Source organism: Streptomyces sp. NPDC046881 (assembly GCF_040645015.1).
Classification (GTDB): domain Bacteria; phylum Actinomycetota; class Actinomycetes; order Streptomycetales; family Streptomycetaceae; genus Streptomyces.
The window spans coordinates 21,643-45,677 of sequence record NZ_JBEYXJ010000072.1 but is presented as its reverse complement, the minus strand read 5'-3'; the positions used below and the strand labels follow the sequence as shown (position 1 = coordinate 45,677).

Annotated in this window: 18 protein-coding genes, 1 tRNA gene and 1 riboswitch; of the genes, 3 read left to right on the top strand and 16 right to left on the bottom strand. The window is 71.9% G+C overall.

What is annotated here, in order from left to right; translation table 11 throughout:
* Positions 1-157: 157 nt before the first annotated feature.
* Entirely contained in the window at positions 158-1,996 is a 1,839-nt protein-coding gene (locus ABZ923_RS28205) for a site-specific integrase (RefSeq protein ID WP_361476772.1), read from the bottom strand.
* Between the two features lie 105 nt (positions 1,997-2,101).
* A tRNA-Leu gene (locus ABZ923_RS28200) sits at positions 2,102-2,185 on the bottom strand.
* Positions 2,186-2,588: 403 nt separating this feature from the next.
* Here ABZ923_RS28200 and ABZ923_RS28195 point away from each other — a divergent pair.
* Positions 2,589-3,359 (top strand): ABC transporter ATP-binding protein, encoded by a 771-nt coding sequence (locus ABZ923_RS28195; RefSeq protein WP_361476770.1) that lies wholly within the window; start codon positions 2,589-2,591, stop codon positions 3,357-3,359.
* A complete protein-coding gene (locus ABZ923_RS28190) occupies positions 3,359-5,887 on the top strand; it encodes an ABC transporter permease (protein WP_361476768.1) in 2,529 nt (842 codons plus the stop codon). Before ABZ923_RS28195 ends, ABZ923_RS28190 begins: the two co-directional genes overlap by 1 nt.
* A 65-nt stretch (positions 5,888-5,952) precedes the next feature.
* Here ABZ923_RS28190 and ABZ923_RS28185 read toward each other — a convergent pair whose 3' ends face one another.
* The 8 genes from ABZ923_RS28185 to ABZ923_RS28150 all read right to left on the bottom strand — a co-directional run bounded on the left by ABZ923_RS28185 (position 5,953) and on the right by ABZ923_RS28150 (position 15,147).
* A complete protein-coding gene (locus ABZ923_RS28185) occupies positions 5,953-7,245 on the bottom strand; it encodes a cyclopropane-fatty-acyl-phospholipid synthase family protein (protein WP_361476766.1) in 1,293 nt (430 codons plus the stop codon).
* Between the two features lie 216 nt (positions 7,246-7,461).
* On the bottom strand, positions 7,462-8,844 hold the full coding sequence (locus ABZ923_RS28180; protein WP_361476764.1) for an NAD(P)/FAD-dependent oxidoreductase: 1,383 nt from the start codon (positions 8,842-8,844) through the stop codon (positions 7,462-7,464).
* Positions 8,845-9,289: 445 nt separating this feature from the next.
* Positions 9,290-10,231, bottom strand: a complete 942-nt coding sequence (locus ABZ923_RS28175; protein ID WP_361476762.1) for a Ppx/GppA phosphatase family protein — start codon at positions 10,229-10,231, stop codon at positions 9,290-9,292.
* Complete coding sequence (locus ABZ923_RS28170) at positions 10,228-10,764, bottom strand: DUF501 domain-containing protein (RefSeq protein ID WP_361476760.1); 537 nt, start codon at positions 10,762-10,764, stop codon at positions 10,228-10,230. The genes ABZ923_RS28175 and ABZ923_RS28170 overlap by 4 nt, the downstream gene beginning before the upstream one ends.
* Positions 10,765-10,811: 47 nt before the next feature.
* Positions 10,812-11,288 (bottom strand): septum formation initiator family protein, encoded by a 477-nt coding sequence (locus tag ABZ923_RS28165; RefSeq protein ID WP_361476758.1) that lies wholly within the window; start codon positions 11,286-11,288, stop codon positions 10,812-10,814.
* Between the two features lie 121 nt (positions 11,289-11,409).
* Complete coding sequence (gene eno, locus ABZ923_RS28160; RefSeq protein WP_361476756.1) at positions 11,410-12,705, bottom strand: phosphopyruvate hydratase; 1,296 nt, start codon at positions 12,703-12,705, stop codon at positions 11,410-11,412.
* Between the two features lie 297 nt (positions 12,706-13,002).
* Positions 13,003-13,710, bottom strand: coding sequence for a transglycosylase family protein (locus ABZ923_RS28155; protein WP_361476754.1), 708 nt, complete (start codon positions 13,708-13,710; stop codon positions 13,003-13,005).
* 4 nt (positions 13,711-13,714) lie between these two features.
* A riboswitch (cyclic di-AMP (ydaO/yuaA leader) is annotated at positions 13,715-13,890 on the bottom strand.
* 183 nt (positions 13,891-14,073) lie between these two features.
* The gene (locus tag ABZ923_RS28150) at positions 14,074-15,147 is read right to left on the bottom strand and encodes a transglycosylase family protein (protein WP_361476752.1); all 1,074 of its coding nucleotides are present in this window, start codon (positions 15,145-15,147) and stop codon (positions 14,074-14,076) included.
* Between the two features lie 292 nt (positions 15,148-15,439).
* Here ABZ923_RS28150 and ABZ923_RS28145 point away from each other — a divergent pair, with 292 nt between their 5' ends.
* Positions 15,440-16,123, top strand: a complete 684-nt coding sequence (locus ABZ923_RS28145; RefSeq protein ID WP_361476750.1) for a DUF899 family protein — start codon at positions 15,440-15,442, stop codon at positions 16,121-16,123.
* Here ABZ923_RS28145 and ABZ923_RS28140 read toward each other — a convergent pair.
* The 6 genes from ABZ923_RS28140 to ABZ923_RS28115 form a co-directional block, all read right to left on the bottom strand.
* A complete protein-coding gene (locus tag ABZ923_RS28140; protein WP_361476748.1) occupies positions 16,117-17,403 on the bottom strand; it encodes a cytochrome P450 in 1,287 nt (428 codons plus the stop codon). The two genes, ABZ923_RS28145 and ABZ923_RS28140, sit on opposite strands and share 7 nt — an antisense overlap.
* Entirely contained in the window at positions 17,400-19,649 is a 2,250-nt protein-coding gene (locus ABZ923_RS28135; protein ID WP_361476746.1) for a hypothetical protein, read from the bottom strand. Before ABZ923_RS28135 ends, ABZ923_RS28140 begins: the two co-directional genes overlap by 4 nt.
* Before the next feature lie 153 nt (positions 19,650-19,802).
* On the bottom strand, positions 19,803-20,843 hold the full coding sequence (locus tag ABZ923_RS28130) for a nucleoside triphosphate pyrophosphohydrolase (protein ID WP_361476778.1): 1,041 nt from the start codon (positions 20,841-20,843) through the stop codon (positions 19,803-19,805).
* 131 nt (positions 20,844-20,974) lie between these two features.
* Complete coding sequence (locus ABZ923_RS28125) at positions 20,975-21,625, bottom strand: SurA N-terminal domain-containing protein (protein ID WP_361476744.1); 651 nt, start codon at positions 21,623-21,625, stop codon at positions 20,975-20,977.
* Between the two features lie 127 nt (positions 21,626-21,752).
* Complete coding sequence (locus tag ABZ923_RS28120) at positions 21,753-23,267, bottom strand: serine/threonine-protein kinase (protein WP_361476776.1); 1,515 nt, start codon at positions 23,265-23,267, stop codon at positions 21,753-21,755.
* Between the two features lie 17 nt (positions 23,268-23,284).
* Complete coding sequence (locus ABZ923_RS28115; RefSeq protein WP_361476742.1) at positions 23,285-23,905, bottom strand: hypothetical protein; 621 nt, start codon at positions 23,903-23,905, stop codon at positions 23,285-23,287.
* Positions 23,906-24,035: the final 130 nt, after the last annotated feature.

The following is a 24,035-nucleotide window of genomic DNA, read 5'->3' as shown; positions in this document are numbered from 1 at the left end:
CTGCCTATCTCCTGGCCACCCCCCCCGCCGAGTACCAACACTCGTCCGTCGCGGTGGGCCACACAGCCACAGCCGGACGCGGCCCCGGGCCGCCCCGCCCCGAGCAGCGTCGCGGCCCGCGGCCATTCCTGAGCATCGTGGAGAACACCCGGGAGGATCAGGCCTCGGACTGACCCACCCCGGCCTTCACCACCGCCGGGTGCTTCGGGCAGATCTGCAACGCCCTCGCCCGCGCCTTCACGTACGCGGACCGGACGTGCTTCTTGTCCGTGCCCCAGGCCCGCGCCTCCGTCTGCGCGGCGAGCCCCGGCCGGTGCTGCGCCTCGTACCGCGCCGGCGAGGTGGTGTAGCCGTCCTCCCACTCCCACACCCACACCTCACGCAGCTCGTGAGCGTCCGGCGTGGTGGCCTGCTGCTCGCCGTCAGGGCCGTAGACAGCCGGCCCGAGGGCCCAGACCTTCACACGGCCGGGCATGGCCGGGTGGACGCCGTCCAGGCTTCCGTGGCGGGCCTCCCACAGCGACGCCGACCGCTCCTCAACACGTACCTCCTGGCGCCGCTCCAGCTTCCACACATCGGCGACCAACCGCGCGAAGACGTCCTGCCAGAACGCCTCTTGGTGACCGCCCGGGAACACCGCGACGTATACCGTGCTGCCCGGCGCGGCCGGGGCCACGGGAGGTTTCGGGCCGCCGCCGGGCGAGCGCTGAGCTGGCGGCCTGTCGCCGCCGGTTCCCCCGCGGTTCAGTGAGCGGTCGATGGCCTCCATCGCCTCGTCGTCGGCCTCCGGCAGCAGGTGCCCGTACGTGTCCGACGTCGTCTTGATCGACTCGTGGCCCAGCCGCCGCTGGACGTACGTGAGGCCGCGCCCCTCCGACAGCAGCACGGCCGCGTGGCTGTGACGAAGGTCGTGCGGGGTCGGGCTCTTGTGGCTCGGCAGCAGCCCGAGCGCCTTCGCCCGGTGCACCGCCCGCTGCCACCGGTCGTAGAACGTCGAGTAGTGCAGCCGCTTGCCGTGGTCGCCGGTGAAGAACAGCCGGCCCGGCTCGTCGTTGTCCTCGCCGCCCAGCTCCTCGACGGCGTCCACCACGACCGAGGACACCCGCAGCGTGCGCCGGCCGCGACGCGACTTCGGCGCCCCGATGTAGTAGCCGCCGTTGCCGTCTTTCTTCCAGGCCCGCTTGACCCGGATCTTCGGCTTGTCCGCGCGCCAGTCGACCAGGCACTCCGGTGCCAGCGCGGAGATCTCGCCCCACCGCATGCCGGTGCCGTACTTCACGATCGCCAGCAGCTGGTCGGCACGGCGCTCCATGCAGGAGATGACCCCGTCGACCTCGTCGGGGGTGAGGAACTCGATGTCCTCGCCGCCGTCCGCGCCATCGTCGTCCGTACGCGGCAGCGACGTCAGCTCGCAGGGGTTGCGCGAGCGCAGCGGCGGCTCCGAGTTCACCGCCTTCTGCAGCACGGCCGACACCAGGCCGTGCAGGTTGCGGATCGTCTTGGGCGACATGGGATGCAGCTTCGGCGTGCCGTTCTTCGGCGCCCGCCCCTTGTGGACCTTGGTCTTCTCCAGCTGGCGCACCCACGCCTGCACCGTGTCGTGCGAGAAGTGCTCAGGCGAGCGGACGTCGCAGTGGCCGAACGTGGGGAAGACGTACCGCTCCAGGTCGCGGACGCAGTCCTTGCGGTACTGCTCCTGGATGCCCGTCTTGTTGTCGAACATGGCCAGCGCGTACGTCCGGAACCGGTAGCGGTCCTCGTCGGGGACTTCCGCGTCGGGGGCGATGTACCCCTGGCCCTTCACCCAGCCGAGGGGCCACTGCTGCCCGGCCTCGTTGACTGCCTCGCAGAACACCTCGGCCGCCTTCTCGCCGGCCTCGTCTCCGTCGAATCTCTCGCTCTGCCACTCGCCGTCTCTGGCGCCCCCGAGGCGCCAGCGGACGCGGTGGCTCGTGACCACCCCATCCGCGTTCTTCATCGGTTTCACGTATGCCATGAAGAGCAAGTTAGAGAAGCGGTGCGCCAGCGGTGCGCCAGCGACACGAAAGAGCGACCACGAGTCCCGGACTTTTCACCAGGTCAAACCGCATTTGCGGTTCAGCGCCCGGAGCCGGACTCGAACCGGCACGCCCGCGAAGGGGCAGCGAGGTTTAAGCTCGCCGTGTCTGCATTCCACCATCCGGGCAGGCCATGGGCTCCGCTTCGAGGTTCGAGCCTATCGGGACCCATCCCCCGAACAGCGGACGGGCGGACCGATGTTGTCTTATTTTATTGACGTCTGAGGGAGCATCAGCCGACGGTACGCGCCATCCGCACTTGCCAATAGCGTGACGTGACGGCTGTGCGCGCGTACGCGAAATGACGGAATTTCACCGTCCGAACGAGGGCGGTCCACCTGTTCTCTGCAAGCTCTCCGTGCGCGACGGGAGTCAGGGTCGCCCGTCCTCCCCAGGTATGACACCGGGCCGCTCCGTCCGACCCGAGTCGCCCTCCGGAACCGGAACAGCGGCTGACTACACGCGCGTCTCGCGCCGAGACGATGGAGCGGTCCCCAGGAACACACGTCATCCCGACAGGAGCACCCTCCCGTGACCACCACACCCACCGCCGGCCGGACCACCGCCGTGGCCGCACGCGCCACGGAGCTGTCGAAGATCTACGGGCAGGGTGAGACCCGGGTGGTCGCCCTGGACCGGGTCTCGGTCGACTTCCGTGCGGCCGAGTTCACCGCGATCATGGGCCCGTCCGGCTCCGGGAAGTCCACGCTGATGCACTGCGTGGCCGGACTGGACACCTTCTCCTCCGGGTCCGTCCGCATCGGTGACACCGAGTTGGGCTCCCTGAAGGACAAGCAGCTCACCAAGTTGCGCCGGGACAAGATCGGCTTCATCTTCCAGGCGTTCAACCTGCTGCCGACGCTGACCGCCCTGGAGAACATCACCCTCCCGATGGACATCGCCGGCCGGAAGCCGGACAAGGCGTGGCTGGACCGGGTCATCCAGATGGTGGGGCTGTCCGGGCGGCTCGGCCACCGGCCCGCGCAGCTGTCCGGCGGCCAGCAGCAGCGCGTCGCCGTGGCCCGGGCCCTCGCCTCCCGGCCCGAGATCATCTTCGGTGACGAGCCGACCGGAAACCTGGACTCGCGCTCCGGCGCCGAGGTCCTCGGCTTCCTGCGCAACTCCGTGCGCGAGCTGGGCCAGACGGTGGTCATGGTGACCCACGACCCGGTGGCCGCCGCCTACGCGGACCGCGTGATCTTCCTGGCCGACGGGCGGATCGTCGACGAGATGTACGCCCCGACGGCCGACTCCGTCCTCGACACGATGAAGCAGTTCGACGCGAAGGGCCGTACCAGCTGATGTTCCGCACCGCCCTGCGCAACGTCCTCGCGCACAAGGCCCGGCTGCTGATGACCGTGCTCGCCGTCATGCTCGGCGTGGCCTTCGTCTCCGGGACGCTCGTCTTCACCAACACCATCTCCGACGCCTACCAGAAGAGTTCCGCCAAGGGCTTCGACCGGGTCGACGTCGCCGTACAGCCCGAGTACCAGGACTCCAAGGGCGACCAGGTCGGCAAGAACCCCGAGCTGACCCAGGCCCTGCTGAAGAAGGCCGCCCGGGTTCCCGGCGCCGCCTCCGCCACCGGTGTGGTCACCGGCTTCACCGCCGTCGCCGACAAGGACGGCAAGCTCGTCGGCGGCGACTGGCAGTCGGCCGGCGGCAACTACTGGGGCTCGAAGGACCCCCGCTACCCCCTGGTCGGCGGCCACGCCCCGCACGGCAGGGACGAGGTGCTGATCGACTCCGCGACCGCGAAGCGGGCCGGCTACCGGGTCGGCGACACCGTCCGCCTCTCCGTCGACGGTCCCGTCCTCACCCCGACCGTCAGCGGCATCTTCACCACCGACGACGGCAACGTGGCCGCGGGCGGCAGCCTCACCCTGTTCGACACCCCGACCGCGCAGGCCCTGTTCGGCAAGAAGGGCACGTACGACGAGATCGACGTGCAGGCCGCGCCCGGCACCAGCCAGACGGCGCTCAAGGCCGAGCTGGACAAGGCGCTGCCGGCCGGGCTCGTGGAGACCACCACCGGCAAGCAGCTCGCCGACGACCAGGCGCGGGCGATCTCCTCGTCCATGAGCAGCCTGAAGCAGCTGCTGCTGGTGTTCGCCGGTATCGCCCTGTTCGTCGGCACGTTCATCATCGCCAACACCTTCACCATGCTGGTCGCCCAGCGCACCCGCGAGCTGGCCCTGATGCGGGCGGTCGGCGCCTCCCGCCGGCAGGTCACCCGCTCGGTGCTCATCGAGGCGTTCGCGGTCGGCGCGGTCGCCGGTGTGACCGGTCTGGCCGCCGGTGTCGGCATCGGTGCGGGGCTGCGGTCCCTGCTGGGCTCCTTCGGCGAGAGCGTGCCCGACGGGCCGCTGGTGATCAGCCCCGGCACGGTGGCCTCCGCGCTGGCCGTCGGCATCGTCGTCACCATGCTGGCCGCCTGGCTGCCCGGCCGCCGGGCCGCGAAGATCCCGCCGGTGGCGGCCATGAGCAGCGTGCACGCCAAGGCGACCACCAAGTCGCTGGTGCTGCGCAACACGCTGGGCTCGCTGTTCGCGGCGGCCGGCGTCGCGGTGGTCCTCGCGGGCACGAGGATGGAGGCCGACACCGGCCAGGGCGCGCTGGGCATCGGCGCGGGCCTGCTCATCATCGGCGTGTTCGTGCTGACCCCGCTGCTGTCCCGCCCGCTGATCGCCGCAGCCGCACCGGTGCTGCGTGCCTTCGGGGTGTCGGGCAAGCTGGCCCGCCAGAACTCGGTGCGCAACCCGCGCCGGACCGCGGCCACCGCCTCCGCGCTGATGATCGGCCTGACCCTGATCACCGGCATGACGGTGATGGCGGGCAGCCTGCAGAAGTCCATCGACAAGATGGCCTCCTCGGCGATCCGCGCCGACTACGTCGTCTCGATGGCCAACCGCGGCCCGCTCTCCCCCGAGGTGGAGAAGAAGCTCGCCGGCGCCGCCGGGGTCACCGAGAGCAGCCCGCTGCGCAACGGCGAGTCCCGTATCGACGGCGAGACGGAATACCTGACCGGCGTCAACGGCGCGGCGATCGGCAAGCTGACGGACCTGAAGGTGACCGACGGTTCCTTCACCGTGGGCGGCACGCGGGTGGTCGTGGACGAGGACCGGGCCAGGTCGTTCGGCTGGAAGGCCGGTTCGCGCTTCACCGCGCACTTCGAGGACGGCAGGGCCGAGCGGCTGACGGTCGCGGGGGTCTACGAGGGCAACGACATGCTCAACGGGATCATCCTCGACAACAAGGTCCTCACCCCGCACCTGACCGACCCGGCCGACATGCAGGTCATGGTCAAGACCGCCGACGGCGCCTCCGACGGGGCCAAGGACGGGCTGGAGAAGGCCCTCGGCTCCAACCCGGCGATCAAGGTGCAGGACAAGCAGGACATCTCCCACGAGATCGGCAAGATGTTCACGCAGGTGCTGAACATGGTCTACGGCCTGCTCGGCATGGCGGTGATCGTCGCGGTGCTCGGCGTCATCAACACGCTGGCGATGTCCGTCTTCGAGCGCGCCCAGGAGATCGGCATGCTCCGCGCGATCGGCCTGGACCGCCGGGCGGTCAAGCGGATGGTCCGCCTGGAGTCCCTGGTGATCTCCGTGTTCGGAGGGGTGCTGGGCATCGGTCTGGGCGTGTTCTTCGGCTGGGCGGCCGGTGAGCTGCTGGGCACGAAGATGTCGACGTACGAGCTGGTGCTGCCGTGGGGCCGGATGGCGGTGTTCCTGCTGCTGGCGGGCACGGTGGGCGTCCTGGCCGCGCTGTGGCCGGCCCGCCGGGCGGCCCGGCTGAACATGCTGGCGGCCATCAAGGCCGAGTAGGCGGCCGTACGACGGCGAAGGGGGCCCCGCGGGACGGGGCCCCCTTGTGCCGTGCCGTACCGCTGTCAGCCGTGCCAGGTGCGGGGCCGCAGCGGGAGTCCGGAAGTGCCGGACTCGGGGGTGCGGACCGCCAGGACCTGGTTGACGCCGATGCGGTTGCCTTCGAAGGCGAGCGCGCAGGCGGCCATGTACAGCCGCCAGACCCGGGCGCGGCCGGGGCTGGTCAGCCGGACCGCGCGGTCCCAGTCGGCCTCCAGGTTGGCGACCCAGCGGCGCAGGGTGAGGGCGTAGTGCTCGCGGATGGACTCCACGTCCCGGACCTCGAAGCCGGCCCGCTCCAGCTGGGTGACGGTGGTGCCGACGGGGGCGAGTTCGCCGTCGGGGAAGACGTAGGAGTCGATGAACTCGTCCACCTCGTACGCCGACTCGTCCCGCTGCGGGCGGCGGCCGATCTGGTGGTTGAGCAGCCGGCCGCCGGGCTTGAGCAGGTCGTACAGCTGGCGGGCGTACTCCAGGTACTTCTCGGCGCCGACGTGTTCGGCCATGCCGATGGAGGAGATCGCGTCGAAGGGGCCGTCCACGACGTCCCGGTAGTCCTGGACCCTGATCTCCACCCGGTCGGTCAGCCCCTCGTCCGCGACGCGCTTGCGGGCGTACGCCGCCTGCTCCTGGGACAGCGTGACGCCGACCACGCCGACGCCGTACTCGCGGGCCGCGTGGATGGCCATGGAGCCCCAGCCGCAGCCGACGTCCAGCAGCCGCTGACCCTCCTTCAGGCCCAGCTTGGCGCAGATCAGTTCGAGCTTGTCGCGCTGGGCGGTCTCCAGGGTTCCGGCCTCCTCCCAGTAGGCGCAGGAGTACACCATGGAGGGGCCGAGGACGATCTCGTAGAAGTCGTTGCCGACGTCGTAGTGGTGGCTGATGGCCCGCTTGTCGGTGCGGCGGGTGTGCAGGCGCCGGCGGGGTCTGCGGATCTCCTCGCGCGGTGGCGCGGGCGGGATCGGCGGGCCGGCCAGTTTCAGCAGCTCCCGGGCGGCGGCCCGGACCTCGGGGTCGCGCACGGCCTGGAGGAGGCCGCGGGCGTCCTCCCCGCGCTCCCAGACCAGGCCCGCCAGCACGTCGAGCGCGGCGTACAGGTCGCCCTCGATCTCCAGGTCGCCGGAGACCCAGGCGCGGGCCAGGCCCAGTTCGCCCGGTCTGAACAGCATGCGGCGCAGGGCGCGGCGGTTGCGCACGACGAGCGCCGGCGCGTCGGGCGGGCCGGCCTGCGACCCGTCCCAGGCTTTCAGGCGCAGCGGGAGCGGGGCTCCCAGCATCTGCTCGGCAAGACTCCTCAGCCGCGACGCGGCGTCGGCCATGGCGCACACCTCCAAGACGACGATCCCGGATGCCGGATACCACGTAAACATCACGCGTCCGTCGGCGCAGTCCCGCAAAGGAGTTACGACTGGGCAAAACGGTTGCAGAAACCATGCGGATGGGTGCCCGGAAACGCCGGAAGACCTCCCGCACCACGGATGGCGGGAGGTCTTCCGAACCGGTCGGTGACCGGAGGGACTATCGGTGACCGGGAGTCAGGAGGCCTTGGCCTTCTCCTCGGACTTGCTCGCGGCGGCGACCGGCGCGGGCTTGGCGGCCTCGTAGAACTCCTCGCGGGGGTTCTCCATGGCGCCCAGGGAGACGACCTCGCGCTTGAGGAACATGGCGAGGGTCCAGTCGGCGAAGACGCGGATCTTGCGATTCCAGGTCGGCATCGCCAGACCGTGGTAGCCACGGTGCATGTACCAGGCGAGGCGGCCCTTGAGCTTGATCTTCATCTTGCCCATGACGATCATCGCCACGCCCTTGTGCAGGCCGAGACCGGCGACCGCACCCTTGTTGGCGTGCTCGTACTCCTTCTGCGGGAAGCCCCGCATGCCGGAGACCACGTTGTCGCCGAGGACCCGGGCCTGGCGCAGCGCGTGCTGGGCGTTCGGCGGGCACCAGGCGTTCTCGTTGCCCGCCTTGCGGCCGACGAGGTCCGGGACCTGCGCGTTGTCGCCGGCGGCCCAGATGTAGTCCGTGCCCTTGACCTGGAGCGTGGGCTCGCAGTCGACGTGGCCGCGCGGGCCGAGGGGCAGGCCGAAGCGGGCGAGGGCCGGGTTCGGCTTGACGCCGGCGGTCCACACGATCGTGTTGGAGTCGACCTCCAGCCCGTTCTTCAGCACGACGTGGCCGTCGACGCAGGACTCCATCGAGGTGGAGAGGTAGATCTCCACACCGCGGCCCTCGAGGTGCTCCTTGCCGTACTGGCCGAGCTTGGGGCCGACCTCGGGGAGGATCTTGTCGGCGGCGTCGACGAGGATGAAACGCATGTCCTCGCGGGACACGTTCTTGTAGTACTTGGCGGCGTCCCGCGCCATGTCCTCGACCTCGCCGATGGTCTCCGCACCCGCGAAGCCACCGCCGATGAAGACGAAGGTGAGCGCCTTGCGGCGGATCTCCTCGTCGTTCGTGGAGTCGGCCTTGTCCAGCTGCTCCAGGACGTGGTTGCGCAGGCCGATGGACTCCTCGATGCCCTTCATGCCGATGCCCTGCTCGGCGAGGCCGGGGATCGGGAAGGTGCGGGAGACCGCGCCCATCGCGATGACCAGGTAGTCGAAGGGCAGCTCGTACGCCTCGCCCACCAGCGGGGCGATCGTGGCGACCTTGCGGTCCTGGTCGATGGTGGTGACCCGGCCGGTGAGGACCTCCGCCTTCGGCAGGACGCGTCGCAGCGGGACGACGACGTGCCGAGGGGAGATGCTGCCGGCGGCGGCTTCGGGGAGGAAGGGCTGGTAGGTCATGTACGACCGGGGGTCGACGACCGTGACGGTCGCCTCTCCGTAGCGCATCTTCTTGAGGATGCGCCGAGCTGCGTACAGGCCTACGTACCCACCGCCTACTACGAGGATCCTGGGACGCTCCGTGGTGCTCATGCCATCGAGTATCCACCCGCCAACGGGGGGTCGCTCGTGCGCCCCTTCACAAGCTCCGACAGGGCCTGTGTTAAACTCCGCGACCCGCGTGACGCAGGTCATGTGGACAGCGGGGAACCGCTGGGTGCTTCGCCCCGTTGTCAAGGCCGCGTGAGCTGCCTCTCCGGCCCTTCGGGGTGGCCGTGAGGGCATCGTGACACCTTCGGAACAACCCCTTCCGGGCCCCTCCCGCGCCCCTCATCTGAACATGTTCAAACGGCCCTTGACCCCCCGGAAGGGCCAATGGACCCCCTTCCGGGGACCGACCGGCGGGAATTCCTTGTGAAGAACTTCACGAACTTTTCCGCCCGGCTGCGACAGAGGGCCCCTCAAGGGGGCCCTCGACCGCGCTCAGACGTTATCCAACCTGCTCAGCAGATGGCTACCGACGGGTAACAAAAGAGAGCTACGCCACCGACCACGCGATGCCGTCGAGGATGTCGTGCTCGCTCACCACGACCTCCTCGGCCCCGATCCGCTCCATGATCGACAGCAGGACGAGGGCGCCCGCGCCGATGACGTCGACCCGGCCCGGGTGCATGGAGGGGACCGCGGCCCGCTCGGCGTGCGTGGAACGCAGCAGCCACTCGGTGATCTCCCGCACCCGGTCCCGGGAGATCCGGGAGTGGTGGATGCGCGCGGAGTCGTACGCGGGCAGCTCCTGGGCGATCGCGGACACCGTGGTGACGGACCCGGCCAGGCCCACCAGGGTGTGCGCCTCGCGCAGCGGGACCGTCTGCTCGGCGAGGTCCAGGGCGGCCTCGATGTCGGCCCTTATCGCGGCGATCTGCTCCTCGGTGGGCGGGTCGCTCACCCGGCCCCCGTGCGCCAGGTGCCGCTCGGTCATCCGCACGCAGCCGACGTCCACCGAGCGGGCGGCGCGCATGTGGTCGTCGCCGACGACGAACTCGGTGGAGCCGCCGCCGATGTCCACGACCAGGTAGGGCCGGGTCAGGTCGGTGCGGCCGGTCAGTTCCTTCGTGGCGCCGGTGAAGGAGAACTCGGCCTCCTGGTCGCCGGAGATGACCTCCGGCTCGACCCCGAGGATGTCCAGCACGCCCTGCACGAAGTCGTCCCGGTTCTCGGCGTCGCGGGAGGCGGAGGTGGCCACGAAGCGGAGGCGCTCGGCGCCGTACTCCTTGATGACGGCCGCGTACTCGCGGCAGGCCGCGAAGGTGCGCTCCAGCGCCTCGGGCGCGAGCCGGCCGGTGCGGTCGACGCCCTGGCCGAGCCGCACGATCGTCATGCGGCGGTCCAGCTCGGTCAGTTCACCCGTCGCCGGGTCGGCGTCGGCGACCAGCAGGCGGATGGAGTTGGTGCCGCAGTCGACGGCGGCGACGCGGGTCACTTCCCCTCCCCCTCACCGTCGTCGAGCGTCACGCAGGCGCCCTTGCTCCACCACTCCGGAAGCATCGCCAGGGCCTCGTCGCCGAGCGGGTTCACGCCCGGTCCGGCGGCCAGCGAGTGGGCGACGAGCACGTGCAGGCACTTGACCCGGTCCGGCATGCCGCCGGCGCTCGGGAAGCCCTGCAGGACCTCGATCTCGTCCCGGCGGCGGATGTAGTCCTCGTGCGCGGCCCGGTAGGCGGCGGCCAGCTCGGGATCGGTCCCCAGCCGCTCGGTCATCTCCTTCATCACGCCGTTCGCCTCCAGCGTGCCGATGGCGGAGGACGCCTTGGGGCACGTCAGGTAGTAGAGCGTCGGGAAGGGGGTGCCGTCGGGCAGGCGCGGAGCCGTCTCCACGACGTCCGGCTGGCCGCACGGGCAGCGGTGCGCGATGGCCCGCAGGCCCCGCGGCGGGCGGCCCAGCTGCTGCTTGAAGGCCTCTACGTCCGCGTCGGTGGGCTCGGTGCGCGGAGTGGGCGGCGGAGGCGTTTCCATGACTGCTTTCAGAGTGGCTTTCTGGTCGTACCGGCCGTGACGCCGGCTCACTGGTCGGACGCGTCGGACTTGTCGACGCCGTCCCAGACGTTCGCGTACCAGGGCCGGTGGGCGGCCCCGAGGTCGGCGCGGGACGGTCTGGCCGCACCCGGGTCGACGACCACGTACCCGGTCTCGCCGGGCTTCACGTAGTGCAGCCGGCGGCGGATCTGCTGCTCGGCGTAGGCGTCGTCCTGCCAGCGCGCCTTCAGGTCACGCAGCTGCTCGACGCGCTCGCGGGCCTGCTCCCGCTGCCGCTGGAGGTCGGCGATCTCCGCGCGCTGGGAGACGTACTGACGCATCGGGTAGGCGAGGGCGACGATCAGGGAGCACAGCACCAGCGCGAGCAGCGCCGCGCGGCCGGTGAGGCGGGAGCGGCGGGCCTGCCGCTTGGTCTGGGAACGGTAGACCCGGGCCGCCGTCTGCTCGCCGAGCAGCCGCAGCCTGGTCGCGGTGGAGAAACGGTCCCGGTCCTTCACGGCCATCTGGCTCTCCGCCTCCCCTTTCACACGTGCGTACGTCCCCGGACACGGTACGGGACCGGGTACGGGGACGTACGTACGACTGGCTGAGACTTAGCCCGGGCTGGCTCAGCCCTTGCTGTGCCTACTGGTTCGCGGAGCGAAACCGCGGGAAGGCGCTGCGGCCGGCGTACACCGCGGCGTCGTCGAGGATCTCCTCGATGCGCAGCAGCTGGTTGTACTTGGCGACGCGCTCGGAGCGGGCCGGGGCGCCGGTCTTGATCTGGCCGCAGTTGGTGGCGACGGCCAGGTCGGCGATGGTGACGTCCTCGGTCTCGCCGGAGCGGTGGGACATCATGCACTTGAAGCCGTTGCGCTGGGCCAGCTCGACGGCGTCCAGGGTCTCGGTCAGCGAGCCGATCTGGTTCACCTTCACGAGCAGGGCGTTGGCGGTGCCCTCCTCGATGCCACGGGCCAGGCGCTCGGGGTTGGTGACGAACAGGTCGTCACCGACCAGCTGGACCTTGTCGCCGAGACGGTCGGTGATGACCTTCCAGCCGGCCCAGTCGTCCTCGAACAGCGGGTCCTCGATGGAGACGAGCGGGTAGGCCGCGACGAGCTCCTCGTAGTACTCCGTCATCTCGGCGGCGGAGCGCTCCTTGCCCTCGAAGAGATACTTGCCGTCCTTGTAGAACTCGGAGGCGGCCACGTCGAGGGCGAGGGCGATCTGCTCACCGGGGGCGTAGCCGGCTTCCTTGATGGCCTCGAGGATGAGGTCGAGGGCCTCGCGGTTGGAGCCGAGGTTCGGGGCGAAGCCGCCCTCGTCGCCGAGGCCGGTGGACAGGCCCTTGCTCTTCAGGACCTTCTTCAGGGTGTGGTAGACCTCGGTGCCCCAGCGCAGGGCCTCGGAGAAGGACTCCGCGCCGATCGGGGCGATCATGAACTCCTGGATGTCCACGTTGGAGTCGGCGTGCGAGCCGCCGTTCAGGATGTTCATCATCGGCACCGGCAGCAGGTGCGCGTTCGGGCCGCCCAGGTAGCGGAACAGGGGCAGGTCGCTGGCCTCGGAGGCGGCGTGGGCGACGGCGAGCGAGACGCCGAGGATGGCGTTGGCGCCGAGGGAGCCCTTGTTGTCGGTGGCGTCCAGGTCGAACATGGCCTGGTCGATCAGGCGCTGCTCGGTGGCGTCGTAGCCGACCAGCTCCGGGCCGATCTGCTCGATGACGGCGAGGACGGCCTTCTCGACGCCCTTGCCCTGGTAGCGGTTCGGGTCACCGTCGCGGAGCTCGATGGCCTCGAAGGCGCCGGTCGAGGCGCCGGACGGAACGGCGGCACGACCCGTGCTGCCGTCGTCGAGGCCGACCTCGACCTCGACCGTGGGGTTGCCTCGGGAGTCCAGGATTTCCCGGGCTACGACGACGTCGATGGACGGCACGAGCATCTCCTTCTTGGATGTGACGCTGGAAGTGCGGGGCTGGTGTGCCTTGCGCCTAGAGCCTAACCGTCCCGGGGGCGTCGGCCACCGACCGACCGTCCCGTGGACAAGGCGACGCTACCTTTTGTTCCCGCCTGAAACAAAGGGGGTGGCGGGAGGCATGAAAAAACCCCGCCCCGGTGCGTACGGGGGAACACGCACCGGGGCGGGGAGCCCGTGGGGACCGGGGGGTGGCCCGCACGGGGGTCTTCAGGGTGGCCCGCACGGATGTGCGGGCCCGGTGATCCGGCCGGCAGCCGGGTGTCACTTCAGGTGCAGCTGCTGACCCGGGTAGATCAGGTTGGCGTCCTCGACGATGTCCTTGTTCAGCTCGAACAGCTTCTTCCAGCCGCCCTGCACGTGGTGCTTCTGGGCGATGGTGCTGAGCGTGTCGCCGGTGACGACCTTGTACTCGCCGTCGCCCTTCTTGACCTTCTTGCCGGTCGGGGTGGTGACGGTCTTGCTCTGGCCCTTGCTCGCGCTCGCGGCCGGACGCTCCGCGGAGCGGGAGGCGCTCTGCTGCTCGGTGGAGCGGGTGGTGGTGGTGCCGGTGCCGCTGCCCGAGTTCGAGGAGGTGCTCGGCGCCGAGCCGTTGTACGGGGTGCCGGACAGGCCCGTGCCGCAGACCGGCCAGGCGCCCTTGCCCTGCGCGGCGAGGACCTTCTCGGCGACCGCGATCTGCTGTGCCTTGCTGGCCTGGTTGGCCTGCGGGGCGTAGGCGGTGCCGCCGTACGCGGCCCAGGTGGAGGCGGAGAACTGCAGACCGCCGTAGTAGCCGTTGCCGGTGTTGATGGACCAGTTGCCGCCGGACTCGCACTGGGCGACCTTGTCCCACTCGGCGGAGGTGGCGGCGGAGGCGTTGCCGGCCGCCATCAGCGGGGCGGCGACGGCGGCACCGGTGACACCGGCGAGCGTGATGGCGCGAACGGCCTTGGACGGACGACGGTGCTTGCCCTTGCCGGTAAACAGCATGGATCGATCCCCTCACCGACGCCTGCGAGGTGAGCTGTCGGGTTCGGGCCGGTTGAGTTGCCCGGCCGCGCTCCCGCTGTCGCGGGTGGCGCGGCTTCACCCCCAGCCGGTCCGGCAGTCAACTGCCGGGCCCGGCACTTACCTTGGGTCCCCCGCTCCTGCCTACGGCGCTTGACGCGACGACTGTTCCCGGGCAACCGCTGGCAGGATTCGGCGTTGCGACTGCCGGGGCTCGTGGTGACGAGCGGCCTCGACCGTAGACACGCGATCCGCGGAATTTCAAAGACGATCAGGGCTTCTGAGACTCATCCCACACTTTCGCCAAACCGGACATTAAGGCGCTAAGTGGGGCGTCAACTCCGGCTACTTCGCGTCGGTTTCGCCCTCGACTTCCAGGGTCTGACCGGCGCTGATGTGGTTCGGGTCGGCCCCGATGGCCTTCTTGTTGCCGACGTAGAGCGCGTGCCACCCGCCGTCGACCTCAAGGGAGTCGGCGATGGAGGCGAGGGTGTCGCCCTCGCGGACGGTGTACGTGTCCGTTTCGCGCGCTGCGTGCCGTCCGGAAGAGGTGACTTCCTGACCGCTCGTCACGTTTTCGTCCGCGCTCGCCCCGCGGTGGCGCCCGCCACTGAGGGCCCCGGTGTCGACCAGGCTCCAGGAACCGGCGGCCTGCTGGGGGTTGTCCGCCGCACCGGTGCCCGGGGTGGCCGTCGGGGCGGATCCCCGCGAGTCTCCGGCGTCCGGCGAGGCGGACTTGTCCGACTTGGGGCCCTTGGTCCCCTTGGAGCCGGTGTCCGTACCGGCACCCTTGTCCGGCTTCCCGCCCGGCTCGGCGGTCGCGTCCGACGAGGAGCCGGAGCCCGAGCCGGAGTTGGCGTCGGAGCCGGCACCGGTGGAGGGCGACGCGTCCGGCCGACCGGACGGGCCGGAGCCCTCGGAGGCGTCGGAGGAGCCGGAGTTGCCGGATGTATCGGACTTCTCGGTCGATCCGGACGAGTCGCCCGAACCGTCCGTGTCACCGGAGCCGCCGACGCCCGTGTCGACGTCCACGGAGGAGCCCGAGCCCGTGGTCAGCCCGGACAGCAGGGCGCAGGTGGCCCACGGGGAGGTGCCCTTGTCGGCGAGGATCTTCTCGGCGACGGCGATCTGCTGGTTGCGGCTGGCCTGGTCGGGGCTGGCCGCGTACTGGCCGCCGCCGTAGGCGTTCCAGTCGTCCTGCGAGATCTGCAGGCCGCCGTAGTACCCGTTGCCGGTGTCCGCGCTCCAGGAGCCGCCGCTCTCGCATTCGGCCACCTTGTCCCACGTGGTGCCGTCGGCCGCGTTGGCGCTCGCCGCGCCGAGGAGCGGGATGGCGATGGCGGAGCCGGTCACGCCGGCCGCGACGAGGAGGGCGGGGGCCTGGCGGGGGCGACGGTGTCGACCGTTCCCGGAGAGCATGCAGAAGCCTTTCGAGCGACAGCAGAGCCGGCGCGGCGGATGGAGCCGGTCGCCGCGCTGATGGGTGAACGTATCGGCAGACGATCACTTGTCACAAGTTCATGCCGCGCAGATCACGTGAAGATCACAGAGTTGAGATGTTGTCATCTTCCGGCTGAGGGGCCGTCACCATTCGCTCCCACACCCCGCCGTCACCCGTCGGGAACGGCGCCGTCGCACCGCGGGCCGGGGCGGCAACCGGAACCATGGACCCGACATGACCTGGGGGGCTTCCCAGCCAGGAGGGACCACGATGTTCCGGCACACCCGACTTCCCGGCGAGTCCGCGGAGTACCTCGCCGCCCGCGAGGAACTCCGCCACGCCGAGATCGACCTCATGCGCCACCGCGAAGAAGTCGCGGCCCGGCGCAGGGCGCTTCCCCCGGGCCCCGAGGTCGACGACTACGTCTTCCTCGAAGGCCCCGCCGACCTCGACGCGGGCGACACCCCGGTGCGCGAGGTCACCCTGAGCCGGCTGTTCACCGGCCCCGGCCGGCCGTTGATCGTTTACCACTTCATGTACGGCAAACGGCAGACCAGTCCGTGCCCGATGTGCACCCTGTGGATCGACGGCTACAACGGCATCGCCCACCACCTCGCCCAGAACGCCGACCTCGTCGTCGTGGCCGCCGCCGACCCGCCCGTCCTGCGGCAGCACGCCCGCACCCGCGGCTGGTCCCGGCTGCGCCTGCTGAGCTGCGGGGACAGCACCTTCAAGTACGACCTGGGCAGCGAGGACGCGGACGGCGTCCAGGACTCCACGGTCTCCGTCTTCACCCGGGACGCCGACGGCACGGTCCGCCACTTCTACTCCGCCCGCCCCCGCATGGCCGAGGACGTCGACCAGCGCGGCATCGACCTCCTCTGCCCCGTCTGGCACCTGCTCGACCTGACGCCGGGCGGCCGGGGCGAGTGGTTCGCGGAACTGGACTACTGACCGCCGCCGTCCCCGCCGACCGGCGTGAACTCCACCGGCAGGGTGCGCAGGCCGCGCATGATGAGCCCGCCGCGCCAGCGCAGCTCCGCCGGGTCCGCGGCGAGCCGCAGGTCCGGCAGCCGGGTGAGCAGGGTCGCGAGCGCGGTCTGGCCCTCCAGGCGGGCGAGCGGCGCGCCCAGGCAGTAGTGGATGCCATGCCCGTACCCGAGGTGCTGGTTGTCGCGGCGGGCGAGGTCCAGCACGTCCGGGTCGGCGAACCGCTCCGGGTCCCGGTCGGCGGCGGCGAGGACGACGAGCACCGGATCGCCCGCCGCGACGTCCTGCCCGCCGATGGTCAGCGGCTCGGTGGCGAACCGCCAGGTGGCCAGCTCCACCGGGCCGTCGAAGCGCAGGAGTTCCTCCACGCCGGTCGCCAGCAGGCCGGTCTCGTGGCGGGCCAGGGACTCCTGCAGCCGGCGGCGCTGCCCGGGGTGGGTGAGCAGGGCGTAGGTGCCGTTGCCGATGAGGTTGACCGTCGTCTCGAAGCCGGCGAACAGCAGGATGAAGGCCATGGCGGCGGCCTCGTTCTCGGTGAGGTGCTCGCCGTGGTCGGAGGCCCGGATGAGGCCGGAGATCAGGTCCTCGCCGGGCGCGGGCACGGCGGGCAGCGCCTCCCGCTTCCGGTGGATCAGCTCGCCGAGATAGCCGCGCATCTTCTTCACCGACCGGGCGACCCCGCCCCGGGGGCCTCCGCCGTGCCGGATCATCATGCCCGCCCAGTCCCGGAAGTCGTCCTGGTCCTCGCGCGGGACGCCGAGCAGGTCGCAGATGGCGTAGATGGGCAGCGGGAAGGCGAACTCGTGGATGAGGTCGGCCGAGCCGCTCTGCGCGAACCGGTCGATGAGGCCGTCGGTCAGCTCCTGCACCCGGGGGGCGAACTCGGCGACCCGGCGGGGGGTGAACGCCTTGCTGACCAGCCTGCGCAGCCGGGTGTGGTCCGGCGGGTCGATGTTCAGCAGGTGCGTCATCAGCTCGGCCTTGCGCTCACCCGGGATGCCGGTCTTGCCCTTGGCGTGCGCGGGCTCGTCGTGATGCGCCGGGTTCTTGCTCAGCCGCTGGTCGGCCAGCGCCTGCCGGGCATCGGCGTACCGGGTGACCAGCCACGCCTCGACACCGCTCGGCAACCGCGTCCAGTGCACCGGCGCGTGCTCGCGCAGCCAGGCGTAGGCGGGGTACGGATCGGCGGCGAACTCCCAGGTGAAGAGGGCGGGGGCGGTCGGGGGGCCGGGCTCGTTGGTCACTCCCTGACGGTATCCGGCCCGGCGGGCACCTCGCCGAGCGCCTTCAGGGCGGCGGGGTGGCCCAGCTCGGCGGCCTTGCGGTACCAGCCACGCGCCGCCTCCCGGCTGCCCTGCTCCTCCAGCAGGACGGCCAGGCGGTAGGCGCCGTAGGCGTCACCCTGCTCGTAGCCCACGCGGTAGTGGTCGCGTGCGTCCTCCGTGCGGCCCGCGGCCTCCAGCACGGCCCCGTAGTGGGCGCGGTCCAAGGGGTAGAGGGCGCTGGGCTCGAAGTAGCTCAAGGCGTCCTCCAGCGTGTCCGGCCGTTCGGCGTGCTCGAGCATGTCGGCGGCCTCCTCGTCCCCGGCGTCCGCCGCGCGGCGCAGCCAGGCCTGGCCGGCGATGCGGTGGTTCCACACCAGGAGCCACATGCCGATGCTCCGGGCCACCTCGGTCCGTCCCGCGGCCGACGCCGTGTGGTACAGATCCCACAACTGGTCGGCCCCGCCGCTCGTCATCAGCAGATCGGCCAGCAGGTGCACGGCCTCCGGGTCCTTCCGGGCCGCCCCCGCCCGAAGCCACTTCGCCGCGCGGTCGCGCAGCAGCTTTCCGAGCAGCGTCGCCGCCCGGCCGTCCCCGGCCTCGGCGGCCCGCTCCAGGTACGGCTCCGCCTCCTTGCCCTCCCCGCGCTCCGCCAGAAGTCGTCCGAGCCGGCCGGCCGCCTCGGCCACCCCGGCCCCGGCCGCCCTGCGGAACCAGGCCTCGGCCTCCTGCCGGTGCCCCTCGTACTCCTCCAGCAGCCCGAGCCGGTACATCGCCTGCCGGTCCCCCGCCTGGACGGCCCGTTCGAACGCGGCGCCCGCCAGGGTGGTCACCAGCCCGGCGTCGTGCCCCTCGCCCGTCCGCGCGACGTCCAGCGCCCGCTGCCACAGCGCGCCGTCCACCGGCGGATACTCCTCGTCGTGCCGGGCGGCGCCCACCAGCGGCCCCGCCGCCGCCCAGGCCCGCGGTCCGACGCGCCGCAGCAGCGGCAGCACCCCGTACCGCTCCCTGGCGGCCCACTCCAGGGCCTCCTCGACCGTCTCCGTCTGCGTCCCGGCCGCCGGCCCGTAGCCCTCGGCCACCTCTTCGAGCAGGTCCTGCGGCAGCGGTCCGCGCAGGCCGCAGCGCGCCAGGTCGATCGCCGCCCGCACCAGCGCCTGTCCCCGCGGGTGCTTGCGCCGGGCGCGCCGGAAGTCCGCCCACAGCGGCGGTTCCACGGCGAGGTGGGCCGCGATCCCCTCCGCCTCGCAGTCCCCCGCGGCTTCCGTCAGCCGCGGGTCCTTCGACGCGGCGGCGCGGGCCCGCTCGGCGTCCGTCCACTCGCGGGGCAGCTCCACGATCTGCGCCAGGTCCAGCACCCGGCCGCGCGGGGTCTGCCGGTACTCGTCGTAGGCGTCCTCCCGCAAGGTGGCGAGTACGACCGTTCCCAGGCCGGCCAGCCGTGCCAGCAGCCGCGGCTCCAGCCCGCCGTCCCCGAGGTGGCCGTCGAGGTCGTCGAGCCACAGCACGTGGTGCTCCGCCGCGCCGCGCAGCATGTCGGGCAGGCCGCGCAGGTCCGCCCCGGCGTCCGGCGCATACACCCGGGCCGTCGGGAGCTCGGCCGCCAGGATCGCGAGCGCCGTGCGCGACTTGCCCGCGAACGGCTCCCCGAGCACCACCACGAGCCCGCCGTCCGCCAGCGCCGTGCCGACGGCGCCGTCGGCCTCCCGCTCGACGTAGGGCGGCAGCTGCGGCAGCCCCTTCACCCGCCGGGCCGGCCGCACCCCGTGCGCGAGCGGCTCCAGCTCGGTCGCCGTCGGCCAGTCGGCCGGCCCGGTGCCGGCGAAGGCCTGCGGGCCGCCGTAGGCGTGCTGGATCTGGACGCCTACCACCTGCCCGTGGAAGGTGCCGTTGCGGAAATCGACGTGGTCCGCGGGGCGGGCCGGGCTCTGCTCCGCCTCCGGTAACACCTCGCCCCTCTCCCTGATCAGCTCGCGCAGTTGCTCCTCCGCCGCCTCCCCGTCCAGGGCGAACAGGAGCGTGCTGACCAGACGGTTGCGCCAGGTCCGCTCCTCCAGCCCGGAGACGCTGGTGGCGGACAGCCGGGCGGAGGGGAGTTTGGCCGCGAACGCGGGGGCGTCGTGCTTGCGGAACCACTCCGCGAACCGGTCACGCACCCCCGCCCACTCCACCGAGCGCAGCCCCGCCACGAGCACCTGGGCCCCCACGCCCGTCAGATCCAGCCCCACGCAAGCCCCCAACGCATCGCCGTCACGCTCTACGCCAACGGTACTGACGCCGGCGTTCCGACGTCCCGTGAGGAGACCGACGCTCCTTCCCGACACCTCCTTCCCGACTGCCTTTTCCCCCTCCTTCCCCTCAGCTGCCGCACGCGCCGTCGCTCACTCGGCCCCGCTCCCGCCGTCGCGCTCCGCCGCGCGTATCGCGTCCCGGTACGCCCGTGCCGCCGCGCGGAGTGCCGCCTCCGGGTCGATGCCGTCCGCCTCGGCGCGTACCGCCAGCGCCAGCAGTTCGTAGCCGATGCCCTCTCCCCGCGGGAGCGGGACGTCCAGGCCGGCCGTCCGGGTGCGGGAAGCGAGCTTGGCGGCGAGGGCCAGGCCGGGCTGGCCGAGCGGGACGCCGTCGGTGACGGAGGTGCGCTGCTTCTCCTCGGCCTTGGTGCGCAGCCAGTGCTCCTTGACGTCCTCGGGGGTCTCGGCCTGCTCGTCGCCGAAGACGTGCGGGTGCCGGTGGATGAGCTTGGCGACGATGCCGCCGGCGACGTCGTCGACGGAGAACGGCGCGTCGGGGTCCTCCTCGGCGATCCGGGAGTGGAAGACGACCTGGAGGAGGACGTCGCCCAGCTCTTCGCGCAGCTCCTCGCGGTCGCCGGCCTCGATCGCCTCGACCAGTTCGTACGCCTCCTCGATGCCGTACTTCGCCAGGCCCTCATGGGTCTGCCGGGAGGACCAGGGGCATTCGGCGCGGATGCGGTCCATGACCTGCACGAGGTCCAGCAGGCGGGCGCCGGGCAGGTCGTAGGAGGCGGGGAGCAGCTCCAGCTCCGGCATGGCGACCCGGCCGGAGCCGGCCAGCCGGGCGAGGCCGTCGGTGAGCGCCGGCTCGCCCTCGCCCGTCGCCACGACCACCACCGTGCGCCCGCCGGCGCAGGTGTCCACCAGCTCCTGGGCGGTGGGGGACGCCTGCGCCACCGCTATCCCGGCCTCGCGCAGATACGGCAGCTGTGGATGGGCGCCGTCCGCGCACAGCACGGCGTCGGCGGTGCGCAGGGCCTGCCAGGCGGGCCAGGACAGCAGGCCGGGGGCGACGCGGTGGCTGGTGGTGAGCAGGACGATGCGGCCGGGGGCGGCCTGCGGGGCGGCGTCCGGACCGGGCTGCGGGCGGGTTCCGGGGCGGGGTTCGGGGCGGGGTTCGGGGCTGATTCCGTTCACGAACCGAACGTAACCCACGGCCCCGGGGAGCGGATCGCGTTGTCCACAGGGCCGAGGGGATCGTGTGATCGTATGACCGGACCCGCTGCTCGGGCCCCCGGCCCGCCTACGCCGCGGTCGGCCTACGCCGTGACCGGCTGGCCGCCCGCCGTCGTGACCTCCCGCACCCACGGTGTCTCGGCGTCCACCCGGCTGCTCTTCTGCACGTCCCAGGAGCCGTAGCGCGGGTTGAGGTCGACGTGGAGCTCCTCCGAGGCCTTGGACAGGGCCTTCCAGAAGGCGGGCTGGCTGGTGTCGGTGCCGAGCCTGGAGGCGAGTTTCTGCGCCTCCAGCTGCAGGCGCAGGTTGTCGTCGAGGCGGGCCGGGGCGATGCCGTACTTCTGCAGCCAGGCCGTCTCCAGGCCCTTGCTGCCGCCGGCCTGCCGCTCCAGGTCCCCGCGCATCTGCTGGATCTCCTTGCGGGTGACCGAGATGCCGTGGTCCCGCGCGGCACGGTGCAGCACCCGGTCGAGCACCATGTTGTGCAGGGTGTCGCGGGTCAGGCTGCTGGTGGAGGAGACGACCTGCTGGTACTGCGTCTCGTTCGGCACCGCGGCCCGCTGGGCCTTGCGGACCTCGTCGACCCGGTTCTCCAGCTGGGCGACGGTGATCCGCTGTCCGCCGACGACGGCCGCGGCGCCCGGATGCGCATCGTTTCCGCAGGCGGTCAGCAGGGGTGCCGCGGCGGCGATCGCGGCGGTGAGGACGAGCGCGGTGCGACGGCGGCGGTGCAAGGAAACCTCCTGAGGAGATTGTGCGACGGTGCACAAAGTCTTGCGGTGATCGATGGTAGGCAGTGGGCGGGCCGCGGCCAACCCATTCGACCAACGATTCGCCCGCGCTTCGGGCACCGCCGCGTACCTATCCGCGCACCTGTCCCAGCCACTGGAGGGTCCGGCGGACCTCCATGGCCATCGGATGGCCGGGTCCGTGCAGCCGCTCCACGTCCAGGCACAGCCGGGCGAGCGTGTCGTGCGCGGCCGGGCGGTCGCCGAGGGCGAGCAGGAGGTGGCCGATGCGGCGGCGGACCTCGTGGGCGAGCTGCGGGTCCCCGGAGACGTACTGGTTCTCGTAGTACGGCAGCAGCGCGCGGTACTCGGCCAGCGCCGCCGCCGGTTCGCCCAGCTGCTCCAGGCACTGCGCGGCCTCGTAGCGGTAGCGCAGCGACTGCGGGTCGGCCTGGCCGGCCTCGGCGGCGCGTTCGTCGGCGAGGCGGCGCAGTTCGGGCAGCGCGCGCCGGTACTGGCCGTCGTCCATGAGCGTGGCCGCGTACTGCTTGCGCAGGGTGCGTACGACCGGGGAGTGCTCGCCGTGCTGCTCGGCGGCGGCCGGCAGGATCGCGCCCAAGATGTCGACGGCCTGCGTGATGCGGCCCTCGCCCAGCAGGCGCTTGACCTCGTCCACGGCGGCGGCGACGTCGGGCTTCTCGGCCACCGGCGGGGCGGGCGCGACCGGGGCGGGCTGCGGCGCGGGGGTCCTGGCGCGGTCCGGCCAGGGGGCGTGCGGGCGCAGGAAGGGGCGGGTGGGGTCCAGGGGCGCGCCCGTGGGCGTCCCGCGCGCGGGCAGCAGCAGTGCCAGGTCCTCGTACACCTCCTGCGCGGACGCTGGGCGGTGCTGGGGGTCCTTGGCCAGCAGCCGCAGCACCAGCGTCTCCAGCGCCTCGGGCACCTCGGGGCGGATCCGGCGCACGGGCAGCGGCGGTTCGTACAGGTGCCGGTGCAGCACGCCCAGCGCCGTGGAACCGGCGAACGGGACCTCCCCGCTCAGCAGTTCGTGCATCAGCACACCCAGCGCGTACAGGTCGGTGTACGGGCCGACCGCGCCGCCCATCGCCTGCTCCGGCGCCATGTAGGCGGGCGAGCCGATCGGGGAGCCGGTGTGCGTGAGGCGGGTGGTGTCGGTGTCCATGACCGAGGCCACGCCCAGGTCGAGGACGGTGACCATGCCGTCCTGCTTCACCATCACGTTGCGCGGCTTGAGGTCGCGGTGCACGATCGGCACCGCGTGCACGGCGCTCAGCACGGCGCACAGCTGCGCGGCCACCGCGACCGCCCACTGCCACGGGTACGGGTCGTGCTCGGCGAGGTGGTCGGAGAGGTCGGCGCCGTCGACGTACTGCATGACGAGGAACAGCTCCTCGCCCTCGCTGCCCGCGTCGTGCACCGTCACCAGACCGGGGTGGTCCACCTGCGCGGTCACCCGGCACTCGCGCACGAACCGGCGGCGCAGTTCGTCCGCCTCCTGGCCCGCCACCTTGTCCGGGCGCAGCAGCTTCACCGCCACGCGCCGGTCGAGCCTGCGGTCGTACGCCGTCCAGACCTGGCCCATGCCGCCCTGCCCGATGAGCGTGGACAGTTCGTAGCGGCCGGCGACCATGCGCCCTGTCGCCACGGTCACCGCCCGCCCTCGCCGCGGCCCTCGGGTCCGTCGTGCCGGCGCAGGTAATCGCTCAGTTCGTCGAGTTCGGCGCGCACCTGGTCGATGCGGGCGGGCGCGGGGCGCTGCGGCGGCTCGGCCCGCGGCACGGGGGGTACCGGCGTGTGGTGCGCGGGCGGCTGGGGCACCGGCGTGTGGTGCGCGGGCGGTACGGGCTGCTGCGGTACCGGGCCGGGCGTCGCGTACGGCGGTGCCGGGTGCCCGTAGCCGTAGGGCCCGGCCACGGTGGGCGCCTGCGCGTACCCGGCGAACGTCCGCTGCTGGTGCACCCGGATGTCCACGACCAGGTAGTACACCGCGGACACCACGCCGAGGAGCAGGAGCAGCGCCAGCGCGACGTCGCTGCGCGGGTCCGTCTCCGGCACTGCGCCGACCACCACCAGCCCGGTGATGGACAGCGGCAGGCTCAGCCAGGCGATCAGCCAGTCGAACCAGCGGCCCCGCACGAAGGCCACCCGGAACAGCGGGAGGCAGGACAGCAGTCCGCACGTGAGGGCCCCGGCCGCCGCGAACAGCACGCGCAGGGATATGACCGTTCCCGCGCTGCGAGGAGGCGGCGTCGTGCCGTGGCCGTACATGACTGCTCCTGGACCGAGTGGGACCGATGGGGACGGGACGCCGACGGGACGGTGTCCGGGTCGGAGTCCGAGCGTATAGGCCGACAAGGACAACCGGTCACGGGTTGTACCGAACCGTTGTCGCACTGAT